Source organism: Pseudoalteromonas arabiensis (assembly GCF_001550155.1).
GTDB lineage: Bacteria > Pseudomonadota > Gammaproteobacteria > Enterobacterales > Alteromonadaceae > Pseudoalteromonas > Pseudoalteromonas arabiensis.
The window spans coordinates 53,526-75,295 of sequence record NZ_LRUF01000018.1 but is presented as its reverse complement, the minus strand read 5'-3'; the positions used below and the strand labels follow the sequence as shown (position 1 = coordinate 75,295).

At 40.9% G+C, this 21,770-nt stretch carries 20 protein-coding genes; all 20 read right to left on the bottom strand.

The features are described 5' to 3' along the window. Nucleotides 1–618: 618 nt before the first annotated feature. Nucleotides 619–2,403 (bottom strand): choice-of-anchor I family protein, encoded by a 1,785-nt coding sequence (locus PAARA_RS07785; protein WP_062568486.1) that lies wholly within the window; start codon nt 2,401–2,403, stop codon nt 619–621. Nucleotides 2,404–2,543: 140 nt separating this feature from the next. Further along, nucleotides 2,544–3,902, bottom strand: a complete 1,359-nt coding sequence (gene glmU, locus PAARA_RS07780) for a bifunctional UDP-N-acetylglucosamine diphosphorylase/glucosamine-1-phosphate N-acetyltransferase GlmU (RefSeq protein WP_062568485.1) — start codon at nt 3,900–3,902, stop codon at nt 2,544–2,546. Nucleotides 3,903–4,168: 266 nt separating this feature from the next. Further along, complete coding sequence (locus tag PAARA_RS07775; protein ID WP_054554812.1) at nt 4,169–4,591, bottom strand: F0F1 ATP synthase subunit epsilon; 423 nt, start codon at nt 4,589–4,591, stop codon at nt 4,169–4,171. A gap of 13 nt (nt 4,592–4,604) precedes the next feature. Next, nucleotides 4,605–5,990: a F0F1 ATP synthase subunit beta gene (gene atpD, locus PAARA_RS07770; RefSeq protein ID WP_054554811.1), complete on the bottom strand. Its 1,386-nt coding sequence runs from the start codon at nt 5,988–5,990 to the stop codon at nt 4,605–4,607. A gap of 32 nt (nt 5,991–6,022) precedes the next feature. Further along, entirely contained in the window at nt 6,023–6,883 is an 861-nt protein-coding gene (gene atpG, locus PAARA_RS07765) for a F0F1 ATP synthase subunit gamma (protein WP_062568484.1), read from the bottom strand. 59 nt (nt 6,884–6,942) lie between these two features. Next, nucleotides 6,943–8,484, bottom strand: coding sequence for a F0F1 ATP synthase subunit alpha (gene atpA, locus PAARA_RS07760; protein ID WP_054554809.1), 1,542 nt, complete (start codon nt 8,482–8,484; stop codon nt 6,943–6,945). A gap of 14 nt (nt 8,485–8,498) precedes the next feature. Next, entirely contained in the window at nt 8,499–9,032 is a 534-nt protein-coding gene (atpH, locus tag PAARA_RS07755; RefSeq protein ID WP_062568483.1) for a F0F1 ATP synthase subunit delta, read from the bottom strand. Between the two features lie 16 nt (nt 9,033–9,048). Beyond that, entirely contained in the window at nt 9,049–9,519 is a 471-nt protein-coding gene (gene atpF, locus PAARA_RS07750) for a F0F1 ATP synthase subunit B (protein ID WP_054554807.1), read from the bottom strand. Between the two features lie 42 nt (nt 9,520–9,561). Beyond that, on the bottom strand, nt 9,562–9,795 hold the full coding sequence (gene atpE / locus PAARA_RS07745) for a F0F1 ATP synthase subunit C (protein ID WP_004335261.1): 234 nt from the start codon (nt 9,793–9,795) through the stop codon (nt 9,562–9,564). A 56-nt stretch (nt 9,796–9,851) separates the two neighbouring features. Further along, on the bottom strand, nt 9,852–10,709 hold the full coding sequence (atpB, locus tag PAARA_RS07740) for a F0F1 ATP synthase subunit A (RefSeq protein ID WP_062568482.1): 858 nt from the start codon (nt 10,707–10,709) through the stop codon (nt 9,852–9,854). Nucleotides 10,710–10,724: 15 nt separating this feature from the next. Next, nucleotides 10,725–11,105, bottom strand: a complete 381-nt coding sequence (locus PAARA_RS07735) for an ATP synthase subunit I (RefSeq protein WP_062568481.1) — start codon at nt 11,103–11,105, stop codon at nt 10,725–10,727. 160 nt (nt 11,106–11,265) lie between these two features. After that, a complete protein-coding gene (locus PAARA_RS07730) occupies nt 11,266–12,177 on the bottom strand; it encodes a ParB/RepB/Spo0J family partition protein (RefSeq protein ID WP_062568480.1) in 912 nt (303 codons plus the stop codon). 20 nt (nt 12,178–12,197) lie between these two features. Further along, nucleotides 12,198–12,983 carry a ParA family protein gene (locus PAARA_RS07725; protein ID WP_062568479.1) on the bottom strand — a complete coding sequence of 262 codons (786 nt, stop codon included), beginning with the start codon at nt 12,981–12,983 and terminating at the stop codon, nt 12,198–12,200. A gap of 12 nt (nt 12,984–12,995) precedes the next feature. Continuing rightward, on the bottom strand, nt 12,996–13,616 hold the full coding sequence (gene rsmG / locus PAARA_RS07720; protein WP_062568478.1) for a 16S rRNA (guanine(527)-N(7))-methyltransferase RsmG: 621 nt from the start codon (nt 13,614–13,616) through the stop codon (nt 12,996–12,998). Between the two features lie 15 nt (nt 13,617–13,631). Beyond that, nucleotides 13,632–15,521 carry a tRNA uridine-5-carboxymethylaminomethyl(34) synthesis enzyme MnmG gene (mnmG, locus tag PAARA_RS07715; RefSeq protein ID WP_062568477.1) on the bottom strand — a complete coding sequence of 630 codons (1,890 nt, stop codon included), beginning with the start codon at nt 15,519–15,521 and terminating at the stop codon, nt 13,632–13,634. Between the two features lie 428 nt (nt 15,522–15,949). Next, a complete protein-coding gene (mioC, locus tag PAARA_RS07710; RefSeq protein ID WP_062568476.1) occupies nt 15,950–16,399 on the bottom strand; it encodes an FMN-binding protein MioC in 450 nt (149 codons plus the stop codon). Nucleotides 16,400–16,985: 586 nt separating this feature from the next. Beyond that, nucleotides 16,986–17,726: an isocitrate lyase/PEP mutase family protein gene (locus PAARA_RS07705; protein ID WP_062568475.1), complete on the bottom strand. Its 741-nt coding sequence runs from the start codon at nt 17,724–17,726 to the stop codon at nt 16,986–16,988. A gap of 286 nt (nt 17,727–18,012) precedes the next feature. Then, a complete protein-coding gene (locus PAARA_RS07700; protein ID WP_062568474.1) occupies nt 18,013–19,209 on the bottom strand; it encodes a phospholipase D family protein in 1,197 nt (398 codons plus the stop codon). 80 nt (nt 19,210–19,289) lie between these two features. Then, nucleotides 19,290–19,628, bottom strand: a complete 339-nt coding sequence (locus PAARA_RS07695) for an excisionase family DNA-binding protein (protein ID WP_062568473.1) — start codon at nt 19,626–19,628, stop codon at nt 19,290–19,292. A 63-nt stretch (nt 19,629–19,691) separates the two neighbouring features. Next, nucleotides 19,692–21,386, bottom strand: a complete 1,695-nt coding sequence (locus PAARA_RS07690) for a DUF927 domain-containing protein (RefSeq protein ID WP_062568472.1) — start codon at nt 21,384–21,386, stop codon at nt 19,692–19,694. Between the last annotated feature and the right edge of the window lie 384 nt (nt 21,387–21,770).

Sequence of the window (21,770 nt, the reverse complement as noted above, 5' to 3'; positions counted from 1 at the left end):
GCCTGCCGCCAGCGTTCAATCTGAGCCATGATCAAACTCTTCAATTAAAAGTTTTTTGAAACCGAAGTTTCGTGCTCAATGAATTCTGTATAAATTGACTATATAGTCACTCATAAGAAATTGAGACTCTAAATTTGTTTGCGTCATCTAGCGAACTAGACTCTGCTGTTAGAACTCAATCTGTACGAGTGCCCACACAGATGATTGCTTTATATTTTTAAAGAACTGCGTTCTTAGCTCAAGGCTGAAGAACGTTGCGACCTTGTCGCTAGGGATGCGTATAATACATCCTTAATTTTTCGAGTCAACACTTAATTTTAAACTTTCTTTTTAGACCGTTTTAAACCGAAGTTTTACTTAACTCTCTGCCACCTTGTTCAGCGTCTTTCGTTGCTGCCCGCCGTGTCAGTGGATGCGCATTATAGGGAGATGGATTTTTTACGCAAGCACTTTTTGAAGGTTTTTTTGATTATTTTCAAATTAGTACAATAACCATACAAATAAGGGGCTGCAGAGGGGTTTTAGCTCAAAAAGCCGTCATTTTTGTGAGGATAAAATGGCATAGAAAAAGCGACATGCCTTAAATTAGCTATGTCGCTTTTTATTTTATAAGGTGGATTAGTTAGTAGAAATTTCCCAAACAGCGATTGAACCCGAAATTTCATTACCAACAACTAGCAGTGCTTCATTCGTTGCACTTTGTTCTGCAGGTATAAATGCCATACCTTCAGGGGCAAGATCACCCGTAATATCTGCATCGGCTTCTAAACCTCGATTAAAAAAGTAATCTTGGAATGTCACATTGTATGGATTAGTAATATCAAACACCATAATGCCACCCATACGCTCTAGACCAATAAATGCAAATGTACGTTCGCCAATCGTACCCAGCGCTAATGCTTCTGGTTCAGCACCTTTGTCATCAGAGCGACTATCACCGTCATTTTCATCTTCGTTATTATTGAATGCTGCTCCGTGAACTGATGCAGTAATGCGCGAGATTTGATCGCCAGAATCAAAAACCACCATGCCGTTACCATCCCAGATGGTAAAAGAGCGGGCACCATATGCATAGAGTGATTCATATTCACCATTATTATCTTCATCACCTTTAACAGTGGTCACTTTTAAACGGCCAATATCACTGTTGTCATTGTTCAGGTAGTCAAAATTGCTTGCCAGTGTTAAGTCTTTAGCTCTGGTTTCATCTATATACGATAAACAACCATCATCTACATCGTAATCAAGACCACCTTTTGCTAAACAATCAGCTTCGTCGCTTGTATCAAAGAAGTATTCTCGTGCATCACCTTCGTTCGCTGTGACAATAAAGTTAGCACCTTTCCAGGTAAAGCTTGAAATAGTATCTGGTTGATACATGCCATAGAGGCCCGGGTACGATTTAAAGTTAACACCACCATCTTTATCTGATGCATCAAAGAGTAAATTAGACCAATCTTTAAAACCTAAACCTTTAAGCTCTAGGCTATTATCTTCGAGATTGACGATAGCAAGGGCGTTATTTTCTTGTAGTGACACGTAGGCAAACTTATTGTCTTTTGTAATGCTGATGTATTCAGGCTCTAAATCCATAGCCACGGTTGTATTAATCAAATTACCGTTGATTGTTCGACCTGTCGGGTTAGCAAATACAACCCCAAGTTCTTCAAGCTCTGCTTGTTTATCGTTATAAGCAGAAAAGGTAATGCTAATAGCAGTATCTGCAATTACACCATCGTTGATATTAATAATGCTAATTGAGCCTTCAGGGTCAATACTGTAATCACCATTAGGTTCACCTTCATTTGCAACCAATACTTTTTTGCCGTCATGACTAAATGTGACCATGTCGGGCAGGGCGCCTACCGTTACATTCTTAATAAACTGAGGCTCATCGCCACTAATATCATAAAATGCAATTAAGCCAGCATCACCGGTATTACTGGCTGCCATTGCGACGGCTAAAAATTCATTATTAGCATCAATAGCGATACTGTTTGCATCGCCAGCACTGTGCTCATTCAGTGCAAGGATAATCTCTGAGGTTAAATTAGTGCCGTTTATAACCCCTTCGTTATCTTTTACTAAAGCTGCAGAGTCAAAACTATCGGCTTTTATGATATTCACAACGGCAGAATCACCCGAGCTATTAATAGCAAAAATTCGTTGTTTAGAAGTTTGATAAGCGACAATTTCTGCTGCCCCTTCAGGGCTTTCTGCGTTAAGCACTGCACGACCGATAAGATTTATACTTAAAGTAGCGTTTGCATCTTCGCCATTTGCTCCGTCTTGACCTGCTGGACCTTGTTCACCTTGTAGGCCGTCTTTGCCGTCGTCACCGTCTAATGAGCAGCCAGTAAGAATGGTTAAAAGTGATAGCGCAATAATTGATCTTTTTAACATTATTATTTTTCCTTGGTATTGTATTGACCCGATTACAACACGCAGGCATTACAGCTATATGGCACTTTTATGAGAATAAATCAGCCACAAAAAAAGCGAGTACAAACTCGCTTTTCTTTATAAATTAGTAGGGTAGCTCACTACTTTTTGGTTGGACGCTTCCAGCCAGTTAGATTACGTTGTTTGCCACGAGCGACTGCAAGCTGCTCGTCTTCAACAGTATTAGTAATAACAGAACCTGCGCCAACCGTTGCCATTGAGCCAATATTCACCGGTGCTACTAGTGATGAATTAGACCCAATAAAGGCGTTATCACCGATAATAGTTTTTGATTTGTTTACGCCATCATAGTTACAAGTAATAGTACCTGCGCCAATATTCACTTTTTCACCAACTTCAGTGTCACCTAAGTAGGTAAGGTGATTTGCCTTTGAGCCTTTGCCTAAGCGAGTCTTTTTCATCTCAACAAAGTTACCGATATGCGAGTCTTCTTCCATAATCGCACCAGGGCGAAGGCGAGCATAAGGACCAAGAGTACATTTAGCTGCAACCGTGGCTTCTTCAACAATTGAATTAGCTTTAATAATGACGTTATCACCAATAGTGCAATCTTTAAGTACGCAGTTAGGGCCAATTTGCACGTTATTGCCTAGTGTTACTTTGCCTTCGAAAATAACATTAACGTCGATGAGTACATCTTCGCCTGTTGTTACTTCACCACGCACATCAATACGAGCAGGATCAGCAAGTGTTGCGCCGTTCAGCATTAGTTCTTCTGCTTGCCATGCTTGATAAGCACGCTCAAGTGCCGCTAATTGCACTCGATTGTTAGCGCCTTCAACTTCCATCGGGTGCTCAGGCTGTGCAGAAGTAATTTCAACCCCTTCGCTGTGTGCCATCGCAACGATATCTGTAAGGTAGTACTCACTTTGGGCATTATTGTTAGATAGATTACCTAACCAACGTTTAAGTAACTCACCATTGGCAGCCATAATACCGGTATTGATTTCTTTAATTGCGAGTTGCTCAGGCGAAGCATCTTTTTGTTCAATAATGCCGACTAGCTTGCCATTTTCGCGAAGCATACGGCCATACCCAGAAGGCTCGTCTAGAGTGACCGTTAATACTGCAAGACCATTTTTAGGGGTCGCAGCAAGTAGCTTTTCTAATGTGGCACGTTTGGTCAATGGCACATCACCATAGAGAATCAACACAGTGTCGTCATCAGCAATGTGCTGCTTAGCAACAGCGACCGCATGGCCAGTACCAAGTTGCTCTTCTTGTAATACCCAGTTTACTTGATTGTGTGATAGGGCAGCTTGTAGCTGATCACGACCATGACCGTAGACAAGGTTTGTTTCACGAGCACCAAGGGCAGTGGCATTATCAATCACGTGTTGCACCATAGGTTTACCAGCAACTTTGTGTAATACCTTTGGTAGTGCTGAGCGCATACGAGTGCCTTTACCCGCAGCAAGAATAACGGTTGTCAGAGACATTAAAACAATATCCTTCTTTCTTTGTTTTATTTACTGATTGGAGTAAGTAATTAATTACCCAGGTTACGTAAGTCACCTCATGTGCAAATACTCAATCCTAATGCTCAGGACTGAACCTTAAATGAAAAACCCACTTACTTTTGATACAAGACATTCTATCGGGGTTTGATGAAGGATATAAGTGTGATAACAGCATCTTTACGAAAAATTTATGCTTAGACACAAAAAAGCCCACACGAAGTGGGCTTTTCGAAAACCGAGTAGGCTTACTTTTTACGTAATTGTTGAATTACGCGAAGTTGAGCGATTGCTTCAGCAAGTTGCACTGCAGCTTGTTGATAATCTAACTCAGCAGTTGACGTATTCGCCATTTGCTCTTCAGCATCACGTTTCGCTTTTTCAGCCGCTTGCTCGTCTAGGTCTTCACCACGTACTGCAGTATCTGCAAGAATCGTGATGCGATCCGGTTGAACTTCTAGCGTACCGCCAGCAATATACATCACGTCTTCGTGACCAAATTGCTTAACTAAACGTACCATACCAGGTTTTAGGGCAGTTAATAATGGAGCGTGACCATAGTTAACACCAAGGTCACCTTCACTACCACTCACTTGAATCGATTCAACCAGACCAGAGAACAAGCTCTCTTCTGCGCTTACTACGTCAAGATGTACAGTCATAGCCGCCATACTACCCTCCTAATTACATGCTTTTGGCTTTTTCTTGAGCTTCTTCAATAGAGCCAACCATGTAGAACGCTTGCTCTGGCATATCATCAAACTCACCGTTTAAGATACCTTTGAAGCCAGCAATTGTGTCTTTAAGTGACACGTATTTACCAGGCGCGCCTGTGAATACCTCAGCAACGAAGAATGGCTGAGATAGGAAGCGCTGGATTTTACGTGCACGAGATACAACTTGCTTATCTTCGTCAGAAAGCTCGTCCATACCTAGGATTGCGATGATGTCTTTTAGTTCTTTATAACGTTGAAGAACTGTTTGAACGCCACGCGCTGTATCGTAGTGCTCTTGACCGATTACTAATGGGTCAAGTTGACGTGAAGATGAATCAAGTGGGTCTACCGCAGGGTAGATACCAAGTGAAGCGATATCACGAGAAAGTACTACTGTTGCATCTAAGTGAGCAAACGTTGTTGCTGGAGATGGGTCAGTTAAGTCATCCGCAGGTACGTATACCGCTTGGATTGAAGTGATTGAACCCGTCTTAGTCGATGCGATACGCTCTTGAAGTACACCCATTTCTTCAGCAAGAGTTGGTTGGTAACCTACTGCTGAAGGCATACGACCTAGAAGTGCTGATACCTCTGTACCCGCTAGAGTATAACGGTAGATGTTATCAACGAAGAAAAGTACGTCACGACCTTCGTCACGGAACTTCTCAGCCATAGTAAGACCCGTTAATGCTACGCGTAAACGGTTACCCGGTGGCTCATTCATTTGACCGTATACTAGCGATACTTTATCTAGTACGTTTGAGTCGTTCATCTCATGGTAGAAGTCATTACCCTCACGAGTACGCTCACCAACACCTGCGAATACTGAGTAACCGCTGTGCTCGATTGCGATGTTACGGATAAGTTCCATCATGTTTACGGTTTTACCAACACCGGCACCACCGAATAGACCAACTTTACCACCTTTAGCGAATGGACATACAAGGTCGATTACCTTGATACCCGTCTCTAAAAGTTCTACTGAACTTGATTGTTCTTCATAAGAAGGTGCTGCACGGTGAATAGACATACGCTCTTCTTCACCAATTGGACCAGCTTCATCAATAGGGTTACCTAATACGTCCATGATACGACCTAGTGTCTTCGTACCTACAGGAACGTGGATTGGCTGACCTGTACCTTCTACTGCAGTACCACGACGTAAACCGTCAGTAGTACCAAGTGCGATACCACGTACCACACCGCCACCTAGCTGTTGTTGAACTTCTAAAGTTAAACCCGCTAAGTCGCCATCTGTTACTTTTAGTGCGTCATATACGGCTGGCACGTTGTCTTGTGGAAATTCGATATCCACAACGGCGCCGATAATTTGGACGACCTTACCTAAACTCATGTCTATTCCTCTCATTAAACTTTGCCGAAGCGTTAAACTGCTGCCGAACCGCCAACAATCTCACTGATTTCTTGTGTGATTGCAGCTTGACGAGCCTTGTTATAAACAAGCTGTAACTCATCCATAAGGTCGCCTGCGTTATCAGTTGCAGCTTTCATTGCAACCATACGGGCAGCCTGTTCAGAGGCAGCGTTCTCAACTACACCTTGGTATACTTGAGACTCAATAAAGCGTACTAACAGAGCTTCTAAAATCGCATCTGGGTTTGGCTCATATAAGTAATCCCAAGAATGTTGAGATACTTCTTCTTCAGCTTTTGGCAAAGGGAGTAACTGATCGATTGTTGGCTCTTGCTTCATCGTATTAACGAACTTGTTAAATACGACGTATAAGCGGTCAATTTTACCTTCAGAGTATGCATCTAGCATTGTCTTTACAGGACCAATCACGTCTTGTAGTGAAGGTGTATCTCCTAAGTTCGCTTTTTTAGCGACTAACTTACCGCCAAAACGTTGGAAAAAGCCAGCTGCTTTGCTACCTAAAGTAGTAAATTCAGCTTCAACGCCTTTTTCTTTCCACGCTTTCACGTCTAGGGCAACTTTTTTGAACTCATTTGAGTTCAAGCCACCACATAGACCACGGTCAGTAGAGATAACAATATAACCAACTCGTTTTACTTCACGCTCTTCTAAGAAAGGGTGAGTAAAATCAAGATTTGCTTGAGCAACACGACCAATCACTTGGCGTAAGTTTTCAGCGTATGGACGGCTTGACGCCACACGTTCCTGCGCTTTTTTCATTTTAGACGCAGCAACCATTTCCATTGCGCTGGTGATCTTCTGAGTATTCTTGATACTCCCGATCTTGCTTTTAATCTCTTTTCCGCTGGCCATGACTCTCTCTCCGAATCAGGTGGGCTTTAGTTGCCTAAAGCTCACCATTCATAACTAAATTACCAAGTTTGCGTCGACTTGAACTTCTCTAGAAGTTCTTTAAGTTGCGCTTCAATCTCAGCGTTGTAGTTACCAGTTTCATTGATTTGAGCCATTAGCTCTGCGTATGTGCTGTTTGCGTAAGAAATTAGGCCAGCTTCGAAATCCATGATTTTCGCGATTTCGATATCTTTTAGGTAGCCTTTTTCAGCAGCAAATAGCGACAGAGACATTTCAGCAACAGACATTGGTGCGTACTGTTTCTGCTTCATTAGCTCTGTTACGCGCTCACCATGCTCTAATTGAGCACGTGTTGCATCGTCAAGGTCAGACGCGAACTGCGAGAACGCAGCTAATTCACGGTACTGAGCTAACGCTAGACGGATACCACCACCTAGTTTCTTAACGATTTTAGTTTGCGCTGCACCACCAACACGCGATACCGAGATACCAGCGTTAACAGCTGGACGGATACCTGAGTTGAATAAGTCAGTTTCTAAGAAGATCTGACCATCGGTGATAGAGATAACGTTTGTCGGTACGAACGCAGAAACGTCGCCGCCTTGAGTTTCAATGATTGGCAATGCCGTCAATGAACCTGTTTTACCTTTCACTTCACCATTAGTGAACTTCTCAACGTAATCAGCGTTTACACGTGATGCACGCTCTAGAAGACGTGAGTGAAGGTAGAATACGTCACCTGGGTATGCTTCACGGCCTGGTGGACGCTTAAGTAGTAATGAGATTTGACGGTAAGCAACAGCTTGCTTAGATAAATCATCATATACGATTAGCGCGTCTTCACCACGGTCACGGAAGTATTCACCCATAGTACAACCAGAGAATGGTGCTAGGTACTGAAGTGCCGCAGATTCAGAAGCAGATGCAACAACAACAATCGTGTTTTCAAGTGCACCGTGTTCTTCTAATTTACGTACTACGTTAGCGATAGTAGATGCTTTTTGACCAACTGCAACGTACACACACTTAACGCCTGTACCTTTTTGGTTGATGATAGCATCGATTGCTAATGCAGTTTTACCAGTTTGGCGGTCACCGATCACAAGCTCACGTTGACCACGACCTACTGGGATCATCGCATCGATAGATTTATAACCAGTTTGTACTGGCTCATCTACTGATTGACGTTCGATAACGCCTGGTGCGATTTTCTCAACAGGTTCAAAACCGTCGTTATCTAAAGCGCCTTTACCATCGATAGGTGCACCTAGTGTGTTAACAACACGACCAAGTAGACCACGACCAACAGGAACCTCTAGGATACGACCAGTTGATTTAACTTTTACGCCTTCTTTAAGGTCAGCGTAAGGACCCATTACTACTGCACCTACTGAGTCACGCTCAAGGTTTAGTGCGATAGCATAACGGTTGCCAGGAAGCTCAATCATCTCACCTTGCATACAGTCAGCTAGACCGTGGATGCGGATGATACCGTCAGTAACAGATACGATAGTACCTTCGTTACGAGCTTCACTTACAACTTCGAACTGCTCAATACGTTGTTTGATCAGATCTGAAATTTCAGTGGAATTAAGTTGCATGCTCTTTTTCCCAATTACGATTGTAGTGATGTAGCTAAGCGGGCTAATTTGCCACGTACAGAGCCGTCAATTACAGTGTCACCCGCCTTAATGATAAGACCGCCAACAACTGTAGTATCTTCACTACAATTCAGCTTAACTTTGCGTGCGAAACGTTTTTCAAGTGCCGCTACCAATGATGCTTGCTGCTCAGCAGCAAGCGGTGTTGCAGAAACCACATCTACGTCGATTTCTTTGTCGTAGTCCGCTTTAAATTCAGCGAATAACTCAGCAACAGCAGGCAGTGCAACTAAACGTCCATTTTCAGCCATCACCTTGATTAGGTTCTGACCTTGTTCGTTGAGCTGCTCTGCACAGATCTTGATAAACAGATCGGCTTGTTCAGTAGCAGTAGGCAATCCAGCTAGCGCGGCAGCGGCTTGCTCGTTGCTGGCAACATGGCCAGCAAAGAACAGCATGTCGTTCCAACTTTCAACAGTGCCTTTTTCAACGGCAAGTTCAAAAGCCGCTTTAGCGTATGGGCGAGCGATAGTAGCCAATTCAGACATGCTCATACCCTCCTAATTACAGCTCAGCGACAAGTTTTTCAACGATGTCACTGTGTGCGGCTTGATTGATTTCGCGCTCTAAAATCTTCTCAGCACCAACCACTGCCAGCGTCGCTACTTGTTTACGTAGTTCTTCTGTTACACGGTTACGCTCTGCTTCGATTTCAGAGTGCCCTTGAGCAATAATTTTTTCACGCTCTTGTTGACCACGAACAGTTTCTTCGTCAACGATTAGCGTGGCACGCTTTTTAGCTTGTTCAATGATATCAGCCGCTTGAGCTTTTGCCTCTTTAAGCTGCTCAGCAGCTTTCTTTTGCGCAAGTTCTAAGTCTTTTTCGGCTCTATCAGAGGCAGCTAAACCATCTTCGATTTTCTTCTGGCGAGCTTCAATTGCACCATTTAGTGGTGGCCATACGTATTTCATACAGAAAAGTACGAAAACCGTAAATGCAATTAATTCACCGATAAGAGTGGCTGTTAAGTTCACGACCGCTCCTCCTTAAAATAGTAAGCTGTTCAAAAAATAATATTAAAGTACGAACAACAATACCATTGCGATACCAACACCAATCATAGCTACAGCATCGATTAGACCAGCAAGGATGAACATCTTAACTTGTAATGAAGGTGCAAGCTCAGGTTGACGAGCACACGCTTCTAGGAATTTACCACCCATGTTACCGAAGCCGATAGCAGTACCGATTGCACCGAAGCCGATAAGTAGAGCAACAGCGATATACTTAAGACCTAATACTAGTTCCATTTTTTTCTCCAAAGTTTCAATTGTAAATTAAAGTTAAAATTTAAAAGTGTAAAAAATTAGTGATTATCTGAGCTTGCCATGCTTAGGTAAACGATAGTCAGCATCATAAATACGAATGCTTGTAATACGATTACTAAGATGTGGAATGCAGCCCAAATAAAGTGCAACGGTAGTTGCATTAAACCAACTGCGCCGATCAAGATGAAAATCAACTCACCAGCATATAAGTTACCGAATAAACGCAGTGCTAACGAGAATGGCTTAGCAACTAAAGCGATTGTTTCTAGTAATAAGTTACATGGGATTAAGAACACCATCGCTAGCTTGTTATTAGAGCTAAATGGGTGAAGCGTTAATTCAGCTATGAATCCGCCAATCCCTTTGATTTTGATTGCGTAACCGATCATCAGAATGAATACACCGATTGCTAACGCAGCAGTCATATTGATGTCTGTTGTCGGTACAATCTTCATGTAAACATCGTGAGGGTCCATACCAAATGCTTGCTCGCCAACGAAGCCAGCGAATGCAGGTAGGAAATCAACCGGAATCAAGTCCATTAAGTTCATTAAGAACACCCAAACGAAAATCGTCAGAGCTAATGGAGCGATTAATGCGCTTTTACCGTGGTATGTGTCACGTACGTTGTCACCAACGAACTCAACAATCATTTCAATGAAGCACTGAAATTTACCAGGTACACCGGTATTTGCTTTTTTAGCGGCACTACGGAAGATCCATAAAAAGACAAGACCTAAACCGATTGACCATGCGAGGGTATCTATATTCCATGTCCAGAAACCACTGTCTGCACACGCTTTGTTGAAGGCAAGACCAGCGTCGGTCGAGCACATCTTAGCGTTCGTTAAGTGGTGCTGAATATGGCTTGATAGAGTTACTTCTTCTGCAGCCATGTTATATCCCAAAAGTTAATGATTAAAAAAAACGGGCGCAAACAATCCACTGAACAACACCAATACATACACACAAAAAAACGGCAATAAAATGACCGTATAAGACTTCAGTATTAGTGCGAACAATACGATTGTTAGCATAAATTTTAATCCGTTGCCGCGCTTGAGCGAGGCATACACTTGATTTGTCCGACTAGCCCCCATATATCTAAATGCATAGACGACAAATACAAAATTAGGGAGTAGTGCAACAGCTCCGCCAGCAAGCGCTGACTGGCCGGCATTGACTCCCCAACCTACAAAAACAATTACTGCAGCGATAAGCGCTACGATACCCTGAAGACAAATTAATTTAAATGCGGCAAGCCGATATGGCTTTGCTAACTTATTAGTCACGTTTTATTAACCTTGTAAACGTTCAAATTGTCAGGGTATGAAAACTGGCGAAATTATACTGATTCCTACCAGTTTTGCAACTTGAGTCGACCCTTTGTAGTGCAAAAACACCACAAATGTCTCTTTTTGGACATGTTATTAATTAATGACGGGAATAGTCTTAATTTATACGGCTTAAAATGCCATCTAACTCATCAAGATTTGTATATGAAATAACCAGTTTGCCTTTGCCCTTTTTGTTGTAGTTTATTTCAACTTTAGCGCCTAAATTTTCAGCGAGCTTTTGCTCTAACTGTTTGACATCTGGATCTTTTTCTTGCACTTCTTTTTCAGGTGCTGGTTCTAAAATAGCGCGTACTAATTTTTCTGTTTCACGTACTGTTAATGCTTTAGCGACGGCCGATCTTGCGGCATCAGACTGCGCTTCACCGTCAAGTGCTAATAAACAGCGCGCATGACCCATTTCAATGTCGCCATGCTCTAACAATATTTTAACATCGTCGTTAAGGTTATTCAGACGCAGTAAGTTAGTTACTGTAGTACGCGATTTACCAACGGCTTCTGCGACTTGTTGGTGAGTCAGTTCAAATTCATTCAACAAACGATTAAGAGCAATCGCTTCTTCCATTGCATTGAGATCTTCACGTTGAATGTTTTCAATAAGGGCAATAGCAACAGCAGCTTCGTCTGGCACGTCCTTGATGATACACGGCACGGTATCTAACTTTGCCAATTGGGCTGCACGCCAACGACGCTCACCAGCGATAATTTCGTATTTATTTGCACCAATAGGGCGCACAACAATCGGCTGAATAATACCTTGTGCTCGTATTGAGCTTGCTAATTCTTCTAGCGCTTCTTCAGACATGTCTTTACGAGGTTGATATTTACCCGACTGTAAAAACTCAATCGCTAACTTTTGCAGTTCACCTTTACTTTGCTCTGCAACAACCTCAGAGACTTGTTCTGGCTTTGCTGTAGCTTGTTGCTGATTATCTGCACTAGGGGCAGGTTTTGATGAACTTAATAAAGCATCGAGTCCTCGGCCTAAACCGCGTTTTTTAGCAGACATGTTATTTTTTTACCTCAAAGTTAGGCTACTGCTGAAGAAGTTTTCTCTTTTCTACGTAACATTTCACCGGCAAGGGCTAAGTATGCTTTAGCGCCACTTGATGCACGGTCATAATACATGGCAGGGGCACCAAAACTTGGCGCTTCTGCTAAACGGACATTACGTGGGATAACGGTACGATAAACTTTATCGCCAAAATGTTGTTTTAGTTGTTCAGATACATCATTTGCAAGGCGATTACGCGGATCATACATGGTGCGTAAAATACCTTCAATTGTTAACGCTGGATTTACTAACTTAGATAGTTGCGTGATGGTATCCATCAATGCGGTTAAACCTTCAAGGGCATAATACTCACATTGCATCGGAACTAAAATCGAATCTGCGGCAGCCATCGCATTAACCGTTAGCATATTAAGTGAAGGTGGGCAGTCGATAAAAATGAAATCGTATTGGTCTTGAATTTGTTCAAGTGCATTGCGTAAGCGCACTTCACGTGCAAACAATTCCATTAATTTAACTTCTGCGGCTGTCACATCCCCATTTGCTGCAATTAAATGATATTCACCTGACGTTTCTTTATTAATCACTTCATTAATCGGGGTTTCTTCAATTAATAAATCGTAAATCGTTGCTACATCGCCGTATTTATCGACACCGCTACCCATAGTAGCGTTTCCTTGCGGATCAAGATCGATTAATAACACTTTACGCTTCGTCGCAGCCATAGATGCCGCAAGATTCACAGCGGTGGTTGTTTTACCAACTCCCCCTTTTTGGTTTGCTAATGCGATGACTTTTGCCACAGTGTCTGATCCCTAGTCTTTAGATAGAATGATTAGATGTCTTTGTGCATCTAACTCAGGTACTTCCAAGCTGATTTTTTCATCAAACTTAATACCTTTAGGTAATGAGTCTAGTTCTTCGCTCGGAAACACGCCTTTTAAGGCGATAAATTTACCTGAATGATCAATCAAGTGCGCACACCAGTCAACCATATCTTGCAATGAAGCGAATGCACGACTTAAAACACCATCTAATTTAACACTTGGTTGATATTCTTCAACTCTAGACTGCACTGGGGTTACATTTTCAAGGCCTAGTGCATGTTTTACCTGCATCAAAAAGCGCACCCGTTTACCTAAACTATCTAACAATACAAATTGTGTATCAGGTAAAGCGATAGCTAATACGATACCCGGTAAACCAGGGCCTGTACCTACATCAATGTAATGTTTGCCTTCAAGGTGTGGTGCAACAACTAAGCTATCCATAATATGCTTAACCATCATTTCTTCAGGTAAACGAACAGAGGTTAAGTTATACGCTTTGTTCCACTTGTCGAGTAATTCAACATATTGCACAAGTTGTTGTTGCTGTTTTTCTGTTAGCGCAATGTCAGTTTGCGCTAACAGTGAAGTTAATTGTTGTTGTAACACTGTATTCCTCACCAACTACGCAGTCTTGCGCAGTAAGCCTTGCTTTTTCAGATAAACTAATAATAGCGAAATAGCAGCAGGGGTGATACCTGAAATACGTGACGCTTGGCCAATTGTATCAGGACGACTATCAGTAAGCTTTGCAATAACCTCATTTGATAAACCAGAAACAGTTGAATAATCAAAGTCTTTTGGTAATACAGTTTGTTCATGACGTAGTTGCTTGTTGATCTCATCTTGTTGACGAGCAATATAGCCTGCATACTTAGTATGAATTTCAACTTGCTCAAGTGCAGCTTGGTTATCAAACTCAGAACCTAAACCATCGATCGCCATTAGGTCATTATAACGAATTTCAGGACGACGGATCAGATCCTCTAAACTCGCTTCACGCGTAAGTGGTGTTTTTAATAGCGCGTTTACTTGATCAACAGCAACGTGATCTTTGTGGATCCATGTTTCTTTTAAACGTTGCGATTCTTTTTCGATGATTTCCATTTTTTCGTTAAAGGCAGCCCAACGAGCATCATCAACTAAGCCAAGTTCACGGCCTTTAGCAGTTAAACGAATGTCAGCATTGTCTTCACGAAGTAATAAACGGTATTCAGCACGGCTGGTAAACATACGGTACGGTTCTTTAGTACCTAATGTTGCTAAATCGTCAATTAGTACACCTGTGTATGCTTCATCACGGCGAGGTGTCCAAGACTCTTTGCCCTGTACTTGTAATGCCGCGTTCATACCCGCGATTAAACCTTGTGCGCCGGCTTCTTCGTAACCGGTTGTTCCATTAATTTGACCTGCGAAGAATAAACCATTAATAAATTTCGTTTCTAATGATTGCTTTAAGTCGCGCGGATCAAAGAAGTCATACTCAATAGCATAACCAGGACGACAAATATGTGCATTTTCAAAACCAGTGATTGATTGCACAATTTCAAGTTGCACATCAAACGGTAAACTTGTCGAGATACCATTTGGATATAATTCGTATGATGTTAAACCTTCAGGTTCAACAAAGATTTGATGTTTATCTTTATCAGCAAAACGTACGATCTTATCTTCGATTGAAGGGCAGTAACGTGGACCAATACCTTCAATAACGCCTGAATACATAGGTGAGCGATGTAAGTTATTGCGGATCACATCATGTGTTTTTTCATTTGTATAAGTGATGTAACACGGGATCTGCTGTGGATGATCTGCTTGTTTACCCATAAATGAGAATACAGGCGTTGGGGTATCACCAGGTTGTTCTTGCATTTTGCTAAAATCAACAGTACGCGCATCAATACGAGGAGGCGTGCCTGTTTTTAAGCGATCAACACGAAACGGTAATTCACGTAAACGCTCTGCAAGTGCAATTGAAGGTGGATCACCGGCACGACCGCCTTTGAAGTTCTCTAAACCAATATGGATCTGACCACCTAAGAAAGTACCCACGGTAAGAACCACAGAAGGCGCGCTAAAACGAAGACCCATTTGAGTTACAACACCGATTACTCGATCACCTTCAACGATTAGATCGTCACATGATTGTTGGAAGATCTTTAAATTTTCTTGATGTTGTAAAGTGTGTTGAATAGCTGCTTTATACAAAGCACGGTCAGCTTGCGCACGTGTAGCACGTACAGCAGGGCCTTTAGATGAGTTTAAAGTACGAAATTGAATACCGCCTTTATCAATAGCCTGAGCCATTGCACCACCAAGTGCATCGATCTCTTTAACTAAATGGCCTTTACCAATACCGCCAATTGCCGGATTACAAGACATTTGACCAAGGGTATCCATATTATGAGTTAGCAATAGGGTATTCATGCCCATGCGAGCAGATGCTAATGCAGCTTCAGTACCTGCATGTCCACCACCTACAACAATAACATCAAAACGTTCGTGAAAAATCATTTATGGGATCCTACTAATCAACCAGCAAAACTTTGTAAAGGGAGCGTATTCTACCTAGAAATTTAGAGAAGATAAATGATTAAACAGTGCTCAAGATCTAAGTGGGTGATCTCTAATAATATAAAGGATCTTTTAAAGAGATCTTTTATTACTCTTACTATTAGTAACGGCTAGATCTGTTGATAATGTTCGCTTTACTATTTAAAACATGATCTTAACGCAGATCTAAAGGTGTTAGTATGATCGGATCTTCCCGAGTACAAGCTTTGATCAAAAGGGTTATTTATACACAGGGGAATATCAGTTGGATCTTATCCAAGGGATAAACTAGGTTAAAATCGCAGTTAGATCAGTGTTTATCCACAATCCGATCTAAATTATCAGTAAATTGTGGGTAACTTTTATTACAACGATCAACACCGATCGGCTTAATTGAGTCCTACTGACTCGATCCAGCTTGGTAACCAGGCTAATGCTGTGTCTTCTGGTAATGCTTCATCAAGAATATTGAGCTCTAAGCGTTCTGCCACGCGGTTTGCACCTTTATTTGCTAATAATTCATCGAGATTACGGCCTGCATAATTATAGGTGTCGTAACTAGTGTCACCTAATCCGATCACACTGTAGTTTAATCCTTTAAGATCAGCCTGTTGGTTAATTGATTCAACAAATGGCAGTAGGTTCTCTGGGTAGTCTCCCGCACCATATGTCGAAGTACATAACAACCAAATAGTATCTTGCTGAGCAATATCATCAAATTCAGGCTGTTCGTGAAGCTGCACTAGAACTCCTTGTTGTTCAAGGGCTTCTGCCAGTTGCTCTGCCACGTATTCAGCAGATCCCATTTGGCTGCCAACGATGATATTTACTGATTGCATGTGATTGATCATGTATAGAAATAAGTGGCCACATGATAACTAAGTTAGGGTGTGAGTAAAGCGTTGAATTACGATCTGAATAAGTTTTTCTGCTTAAAATAACAGCTTAAATTTAATGTTTTTTATAATTAACTGTTTTTAATGGTTTTTTATATTGGTTCATAAATTAAACCCTTTGATCAAGCTGTTAATAAATTTGGGGAAAGTTCTGATCAAGCTAGAATTTAGACACTGTATAACTTTGCTAAGTTGTTGATCTTTAATTGTGCGTAAGTGCTTTGTTTTTTAGATCTGATTTAAATAGTGAGTATGATCGTTTTGTGGATAGATCGCTTGTTGATAACGATCGGTTTGCAATTTGCGATCAATAAAATAGATCGAAAAAAACTAAAATAAGCGCCAATTTAGGGTGTTTTTAAGAAAATTAGTTATTAAAAAAGGCCGTTGTATGAAAATAGATTCAAATTACAGCGTTTTTTTATGATCAAATCAGCCTTTAGATCTAAAAAAGCCCCAAATGTGGATAACATTTTTAGTTAAATTCGATCTTAAAAGCTGTTTTGATCTGATTTTTTAGCTCGCAATATTAATTTTCCATCTGAGTTAAACTGGTTTTTATCGTATTGCCGACTAGATCATAGAGCGAACTACCCAATGAAAACCGTTTTGCACCACCAGCGAAAGCGGCTTTTGCTGAGTTAAAATTGTTTATCGCCATCACATTTAGTGGCATATCTATCGTGTTAGCTAAGCTGGTTATGTGCTCAATGTTAGTTATGCTGGGCACAAACTGACCGTCTGCACCTGCATCTTGATATGCTTTTGCGCGCTTCAATGTTGCTTGAAAAGGGCTGTCACTAACAAAGTAGGTATCGGTTCTGGCGTTAATAAATAAACTACCGAAGCCATTTTCGTTAAGTACTTTCCTTATCTCACTAATAATAGTGCATTGCTGCTCAATGGATCTCAGTGTGTCAGTCTCTTTGTCTGAATCTTCTATATTGATGCCTACAACCCCCAATCTTGCTAATACTAAAACGTTTTGGCTGATTTGCTGCGGATCGTTACTGTAACCTGACTCTATATCGACAGAAAGTGGAATATGAAGGTGTTTGGTTAAGCTTTTAACCAGCGTTATCTGAGTTTGAAAAGAAATGTTTTCACCATCAGCTAGACCTAAACTGGCAGCAATACCCCAGCTGGTTGTTGCTACAGCCTTAGCTCCCGCAGCTTGGATGAATTGTGCAGAACTTAGATCCCACGCATTAGCGAGTACAAAGCCCTTTTGCTGGTGGTGTAATTGGTGAAAGAGTTGATATTTGTCCATGATGTCCTCCGTTTAATGACATCGCTAGACTAATTGATATGAAATTAATTACTGGCTGGTTTCGGCCCTGAACCGATAATTGATTGCAGGATTAAAATAAAAAAGAGTCTTACGACTCTTTTTTTAAATATTGATGACCGGAATTTATTTACCGATACAATAAGTAAAAAAGTCAATAAAAACAGTAGGTTTATGTTTTATTGGTGGGGCTGTGGTGGCCCACTTTCGCATTAGAAAATATCGTGCAAGTAAACTAAAGGAAAGCAAGAGTAAAATTCTTAGAACACTAACTCCTTTTTGAGTAGTAAATTAAATCTAAGAACGCAACTCTATGCTTCCAAATATATAACTCTCTAGGATTAGTTGGTTGTTCAGATTGAAACCATGGCGTCTTGTGTATCTGTTTTATTAAATCTAAGTATCCATTAACTGAGTTTAGACTGTCGGGTTTTACATTGATTATTGAAGCTAGCTCTTTTCGTAAACCAGGTGATGAAACAGTAGTAAAAAGATCAGGCCTTATCAGTGTAATCATCCTACCCCAGTTACACATCCTGAAACCTACTCCCAAATTAAACAATCGACTTAGTTCTTGCTCTATAATATCGAAATTCATTGGTGAGGTTATGTTTTCTATGGTTTTTATAACAGAAAGAGCTATGTTATGTTCATTTTCTGGTCCATTTTTGTACCATCCAATGTATTTACCATATGAGCTAGTATTCCCTAAATATCCATATGGTGACTTTCCAGTAATCAATTTTCGGGTTTCTTTAGCTAGAAAGTAGTCTCTCGTCCATGGTGAGATCAACAGTTTTTCCCTTGAATTAAAGAGGTATTGGTATTTTTCATTCGAAAGGGGGCGTTTAAGGAAGCTATTCTCTACCTCTTCATAGTAAGATTTCCAGCTAGCATTCAGGAGCCAATTTATTTTTTCCTCGTCCATTTCAATTATTGGGAAAACTGAAGGTGAAGCTTTCGCTTTTAACTTTGTGTAACGTTCCTCATACATTATTAGCCATTTATCATCTGGGACAAATGAATTATCGGAGTGATCTAAAGCTTCAAAAGTTTTCATTGCATCAATTACATATTCATTTGAGGTTTTACCTTCAATGAGAGCGCTAATTTCAGTATTTTTTGTAAAGCCATTGAATGTAAAGTTACTGCTTCCAATAATCAAAGATGCCTTTGAATCTTTGGTAAAAAGGTACATTTTAGGATGATAAATGCCACTATTTTGTTGTGATACCTTTAACTTCCAATTGGAATTATTTAAAAAATAATTCAAACCATCCGGATGCGTTTGATAGAAGTCTACGCCTACAATTGCGTTGACACTTTTTAAGTGTTTTAAGTATTTATAAGGAATGGAGTTTTGTGGGTTACCTATCCAAGCAACTAACATCAACAACTCATCATACTCTTTGCATAGTCTTTCAAAAACATTGCAAAACTCAACTGGATCTGAAATTAACTTCATTTGTATTCCTTTACTTTATTAACTGAATCATCATGTCAGTGATGATGGTATAGGATTTGATATCTTTCATCTAATTTCCTTTATTTAATAGATGCTTTCTTGTTGAGTGATTCAGCCTTTTTTTTGATGAAATCACTTTCGCTTATATCACCTTTTATCTTGTTACCAAGAAGCCATTGATCAAGCTCTAACCTATCGAAGAAGATCTTTTTACCATTAGGTTTTGCATGAGGAATAATGCCTTCATGGGTTAGTTTATAGATGTAGCTTTTTGCCATACCTGTATAAAGTGCGCATTCTTCAACTGTTAATGCGGCTTTGTTGCATAAGTGACTTTTCAAGATCATCTCTTCAATTGTATTTCGGATATCCGGTAATTCGTCATTCTTACGTAGTGCATCACTTATATCATTTTTCATGGTCTACTCTCTTAAATCTCTTGGGAAAACGGGAAATTGGGAAACTGTTTTAAATTCAAGCCACTAACATGGGAAAGCGGCTCGCGAAAGCGCCTCATCTAGCGCGAGTTCTTCGGTAATGCGATGTGGAATAACTTTGTAGTAGCGGCCACCCTTTGGCCCGCCATCCACAACACGCTTGAACGTATCGCGTCCCTCACTCGTTTCCATCCAAGATTTCTCTTCCATAAATTTCACCGCTTGGGATATTTGCTGCTTGTACTTAATACTTAGTCCTTCCAGAAATGCTTGGCGTGTTAACAACCATGCTTGTTTGCCGTCTGAATCTAATGCGTAACCATAGTTATCATTCAGCGGCTGACCTTCAGGTAATAGTTTGTTGCGCCAGCGCTTTAATGCGATAGGTATTTCTTTAAGCAGCTTTTCATCCTCTGAGTCATTGGAAGAGCCTCGCATCTCAAGCCAAGAGTCAAACGCTATTTTCGCTGAATGCTCTCCGCAGCCTTTTGGCCAAGGCATTAACCCTGCTGATATAGCTATTTCCCCAGCAACCCCAAACAGTGCAAAACGCTTGGCTGCTTCAAGTACCTGGCTGCCATGATTATTGTCTTTACTTATTTGCCATTTATCGCGAAGTTCATGGACTCGATAAGCTAGCAAGCCTGAAAGATCGCCAATTGAGCTTAAGTATTCAATCCACTTTGGCATGACAGTACCGTGGTTCTCTTTTATTGCTTTCCAGATAGAGTCTGAAAAGTCATTCATCGTTTTGTGACAGTAAAGTTCATCATAGGCCCCATATTTTCTCTGGACTGGCACTTCTAAAAAGCGAATTTCCTGCCCAGCTTTGACACCTTTTTGAATTGGTGCCAACTTCTCCTCTAGCCCCATTTCTCCGGTACTTAAATAAAGTAGACGCCAGTTTTTTATGTCGTCTTGAGTAATGGTTTTGTTACTGCGCATTTTAGACAGTCCATTTGCGAGGGTGTATATAGATTGGTCGACGACTTCAGGGGGGGCCTGATGAAGCTCATCAAGGCAAAGGAGCAAGTCATTATGTTCAACAGCTGTGGCTTCTAGCCCGTTTTCTGTTGCTCTCCACGTATAGTAAAAGTTAGTACCGGAATATAGGCTAGCTGCTAGAATTAGTATGGTTGTTTTGGATATTTTTGATTTACCGAATAAATGCACACCACTGCTAGGCCAGTTTAGCCAATGAAGCAGTGGGGCGCTTAACCCGACACAGACTGTGAAGGCCAAGATAGGGTTATTAATACACAGACTTCCTATTTCTTTTTGCCAACCAGAAAGAGTGCCGGAAGTACTGAGGAATTCGTTGCTTTTATTTCCTGAATAAATAACTTTTTCAGATCCATTGCTAACACACCAGCTCGGTGTAACAAAGCTATTATTGAGCCAGCCAGCTTGATTCGAGCTTTTATACCTCTGCTTTGGCCTTGCCTGGATAAGGTAAGATATTATTGGCTCCCAAACTCCTTTACGGCTTGATATTACAAGTCCCGTATCCAAAAGTAGCTCTTTTACGAAGTTACTTTTTTCATTCATTATCCGACGTCGAGGTATCAGCTTGCGAATGCAAATACCGTCTAAGTTTTTCCATTCAACAAGCAAGCCATAGTCCTTTGTGCCATTATCTCCCCTTGAAATGCCAAGTACTTGAATTGGGCCACACAAGAACCTCGATTCTGAATCAGTTGTCGGGGTGTAAAATAAACCTGAATCTCTAAGCTCAAACATAATAAAGCTCCTTTACTTTGATTTCTTTTAGTTTCGTTTGGAGTTATTTGAGCAAATATCAAAAATGAATGCTGGAGAAAGCTACCCGAACTTTTTGGGGGTTTTCTTAGCCCCCTTTAAACCTAGGGTTTACCTGATATGGGGTCTGTATTTTTGCATTAAAAAGTGGGTGAAATGATGTTTTTGTGTTCAAAAAGTTAGGCATGCCTAATTTCTTGATTCAAAAAATTGGACATCAGTCGAATTTATTGAGGTTTTTCCGATTTAAATAGAATAGAACAGCAAAAAATATCACCATAGCTAGAATTAAAACACAGCCTGTTAGTAAAGGAGCCATTGCTATATTTTCCCCTCTTTAATTGCTTCAAATAAGTCATGTTTCAG

Bases quoted from the DNA above. Each gene is read 5' to 3' on its own strand.
- PAARA_RS07785 (WP_062568486.1), bottom strand. From the start codon at position 2,403: ATGTTAAAAAGATCAATTATTGCGCTATCACTTTTAACCATTCTTACT.
- glmU (WP_062568485.1), bottom strand. From the start codon at position 3,902: ATGTCTCTGACAACCGTTATTCTTGCTGCGGGTAAAGGCACTCGTATG.
- PAARA_RS07775 (WP_054554812.1), bottom strand. From the start codon at position 4,591: ATGGCGGCTATGACTGTACATCTTGACGTAGTAAGCGCAGAAGAGAGC.
- atpD (WP_054554811.1), bottom strand. From the start codon at position 5,990: ATGAGTTTAGGTAAGGTCGTCCAAATTATCGGCGCCGTTGTGGATATC.
- atpG (WP_062568484.1), bottom strand. From the start codon at position 6,883: ATGGCCAGCGGAAAAGAGATTAAAAGCAAGATCGGGAGTATCAAGAAT.
- atpA (WP_054554809.1), bottom strand. From the start codon at position 8,484: ATGCAACTTAATTCCACTGAAATTTCAGATCTGATCAAACAACGTATT.
- atpH (WP_062568483.1), bottom strand. From the start codon at position 9,032: ATGTCTGAATTGGCTACTATCGCTCGCCCATACGCTAAAGCGGCTTTT.
- atpE (WP_004335261.1), bottom strand. From the start codon at position 9,795: ATGGAACTAGTATTAGGTCTTAAGTATATCGCTGTTGCTCTACTTATC.
- atpB (WP_062568482.1), bottom strand. From the start codon at position 10,709: ATGGCTGCAGAAGAAGTAACTCTATCAAGCCATATTCAGCACCACTTA.
- PAARA_RS07730 (WP_062568480.1), bottom strand. From the start codon at position 12,177: ATGTCTGCTAAAAAACGCGGTTTAGGCCGAGGACTCGATGCTTTATTA.
- mnmG (WP_062568477.1), bottom strand. From the start codon at position 15,521: ATGATTTTTCACGAACGTTTTGATGTTATTGTTGTAGGTGGTGGACAT.
- mioC (WP_062568476.1), bottom strand. From the start codon at position 16,399: ATGCAATCAGTAAATATCATCGTTGGCAGCCAAATGGGATCTGCTGAA.
- PAARA_RS07705 (WP_062568475.1), bottom strand. From the start codon at position 17,726: ATGGACAAATATCAACTCTTTCACCAATTACACCACCAGCAAAAGGGC.
- PAARA_RS07700 (WP_062568474.1), bottom strand. From the start codon at position 19,209: ATGAAGTTAATTTCAGATCCAGTTGAGTTTTGCAATGTTTTTGAAAGA.
- PAARA_RS07695 (WP_062568473.1), bottom strand. From the start codon at position 19,628: ATGAAAAATGATATAAGTGATGCACTACGTAAGAATGACGAATTACCG.
- PAARA_RS07690 (WP_062568472.1), bottom strand. From the start codon at position 21,386: ATGTTTGAGCTTAGAGATTCAGGTTTATTTTACACCCCGACAACTGAT.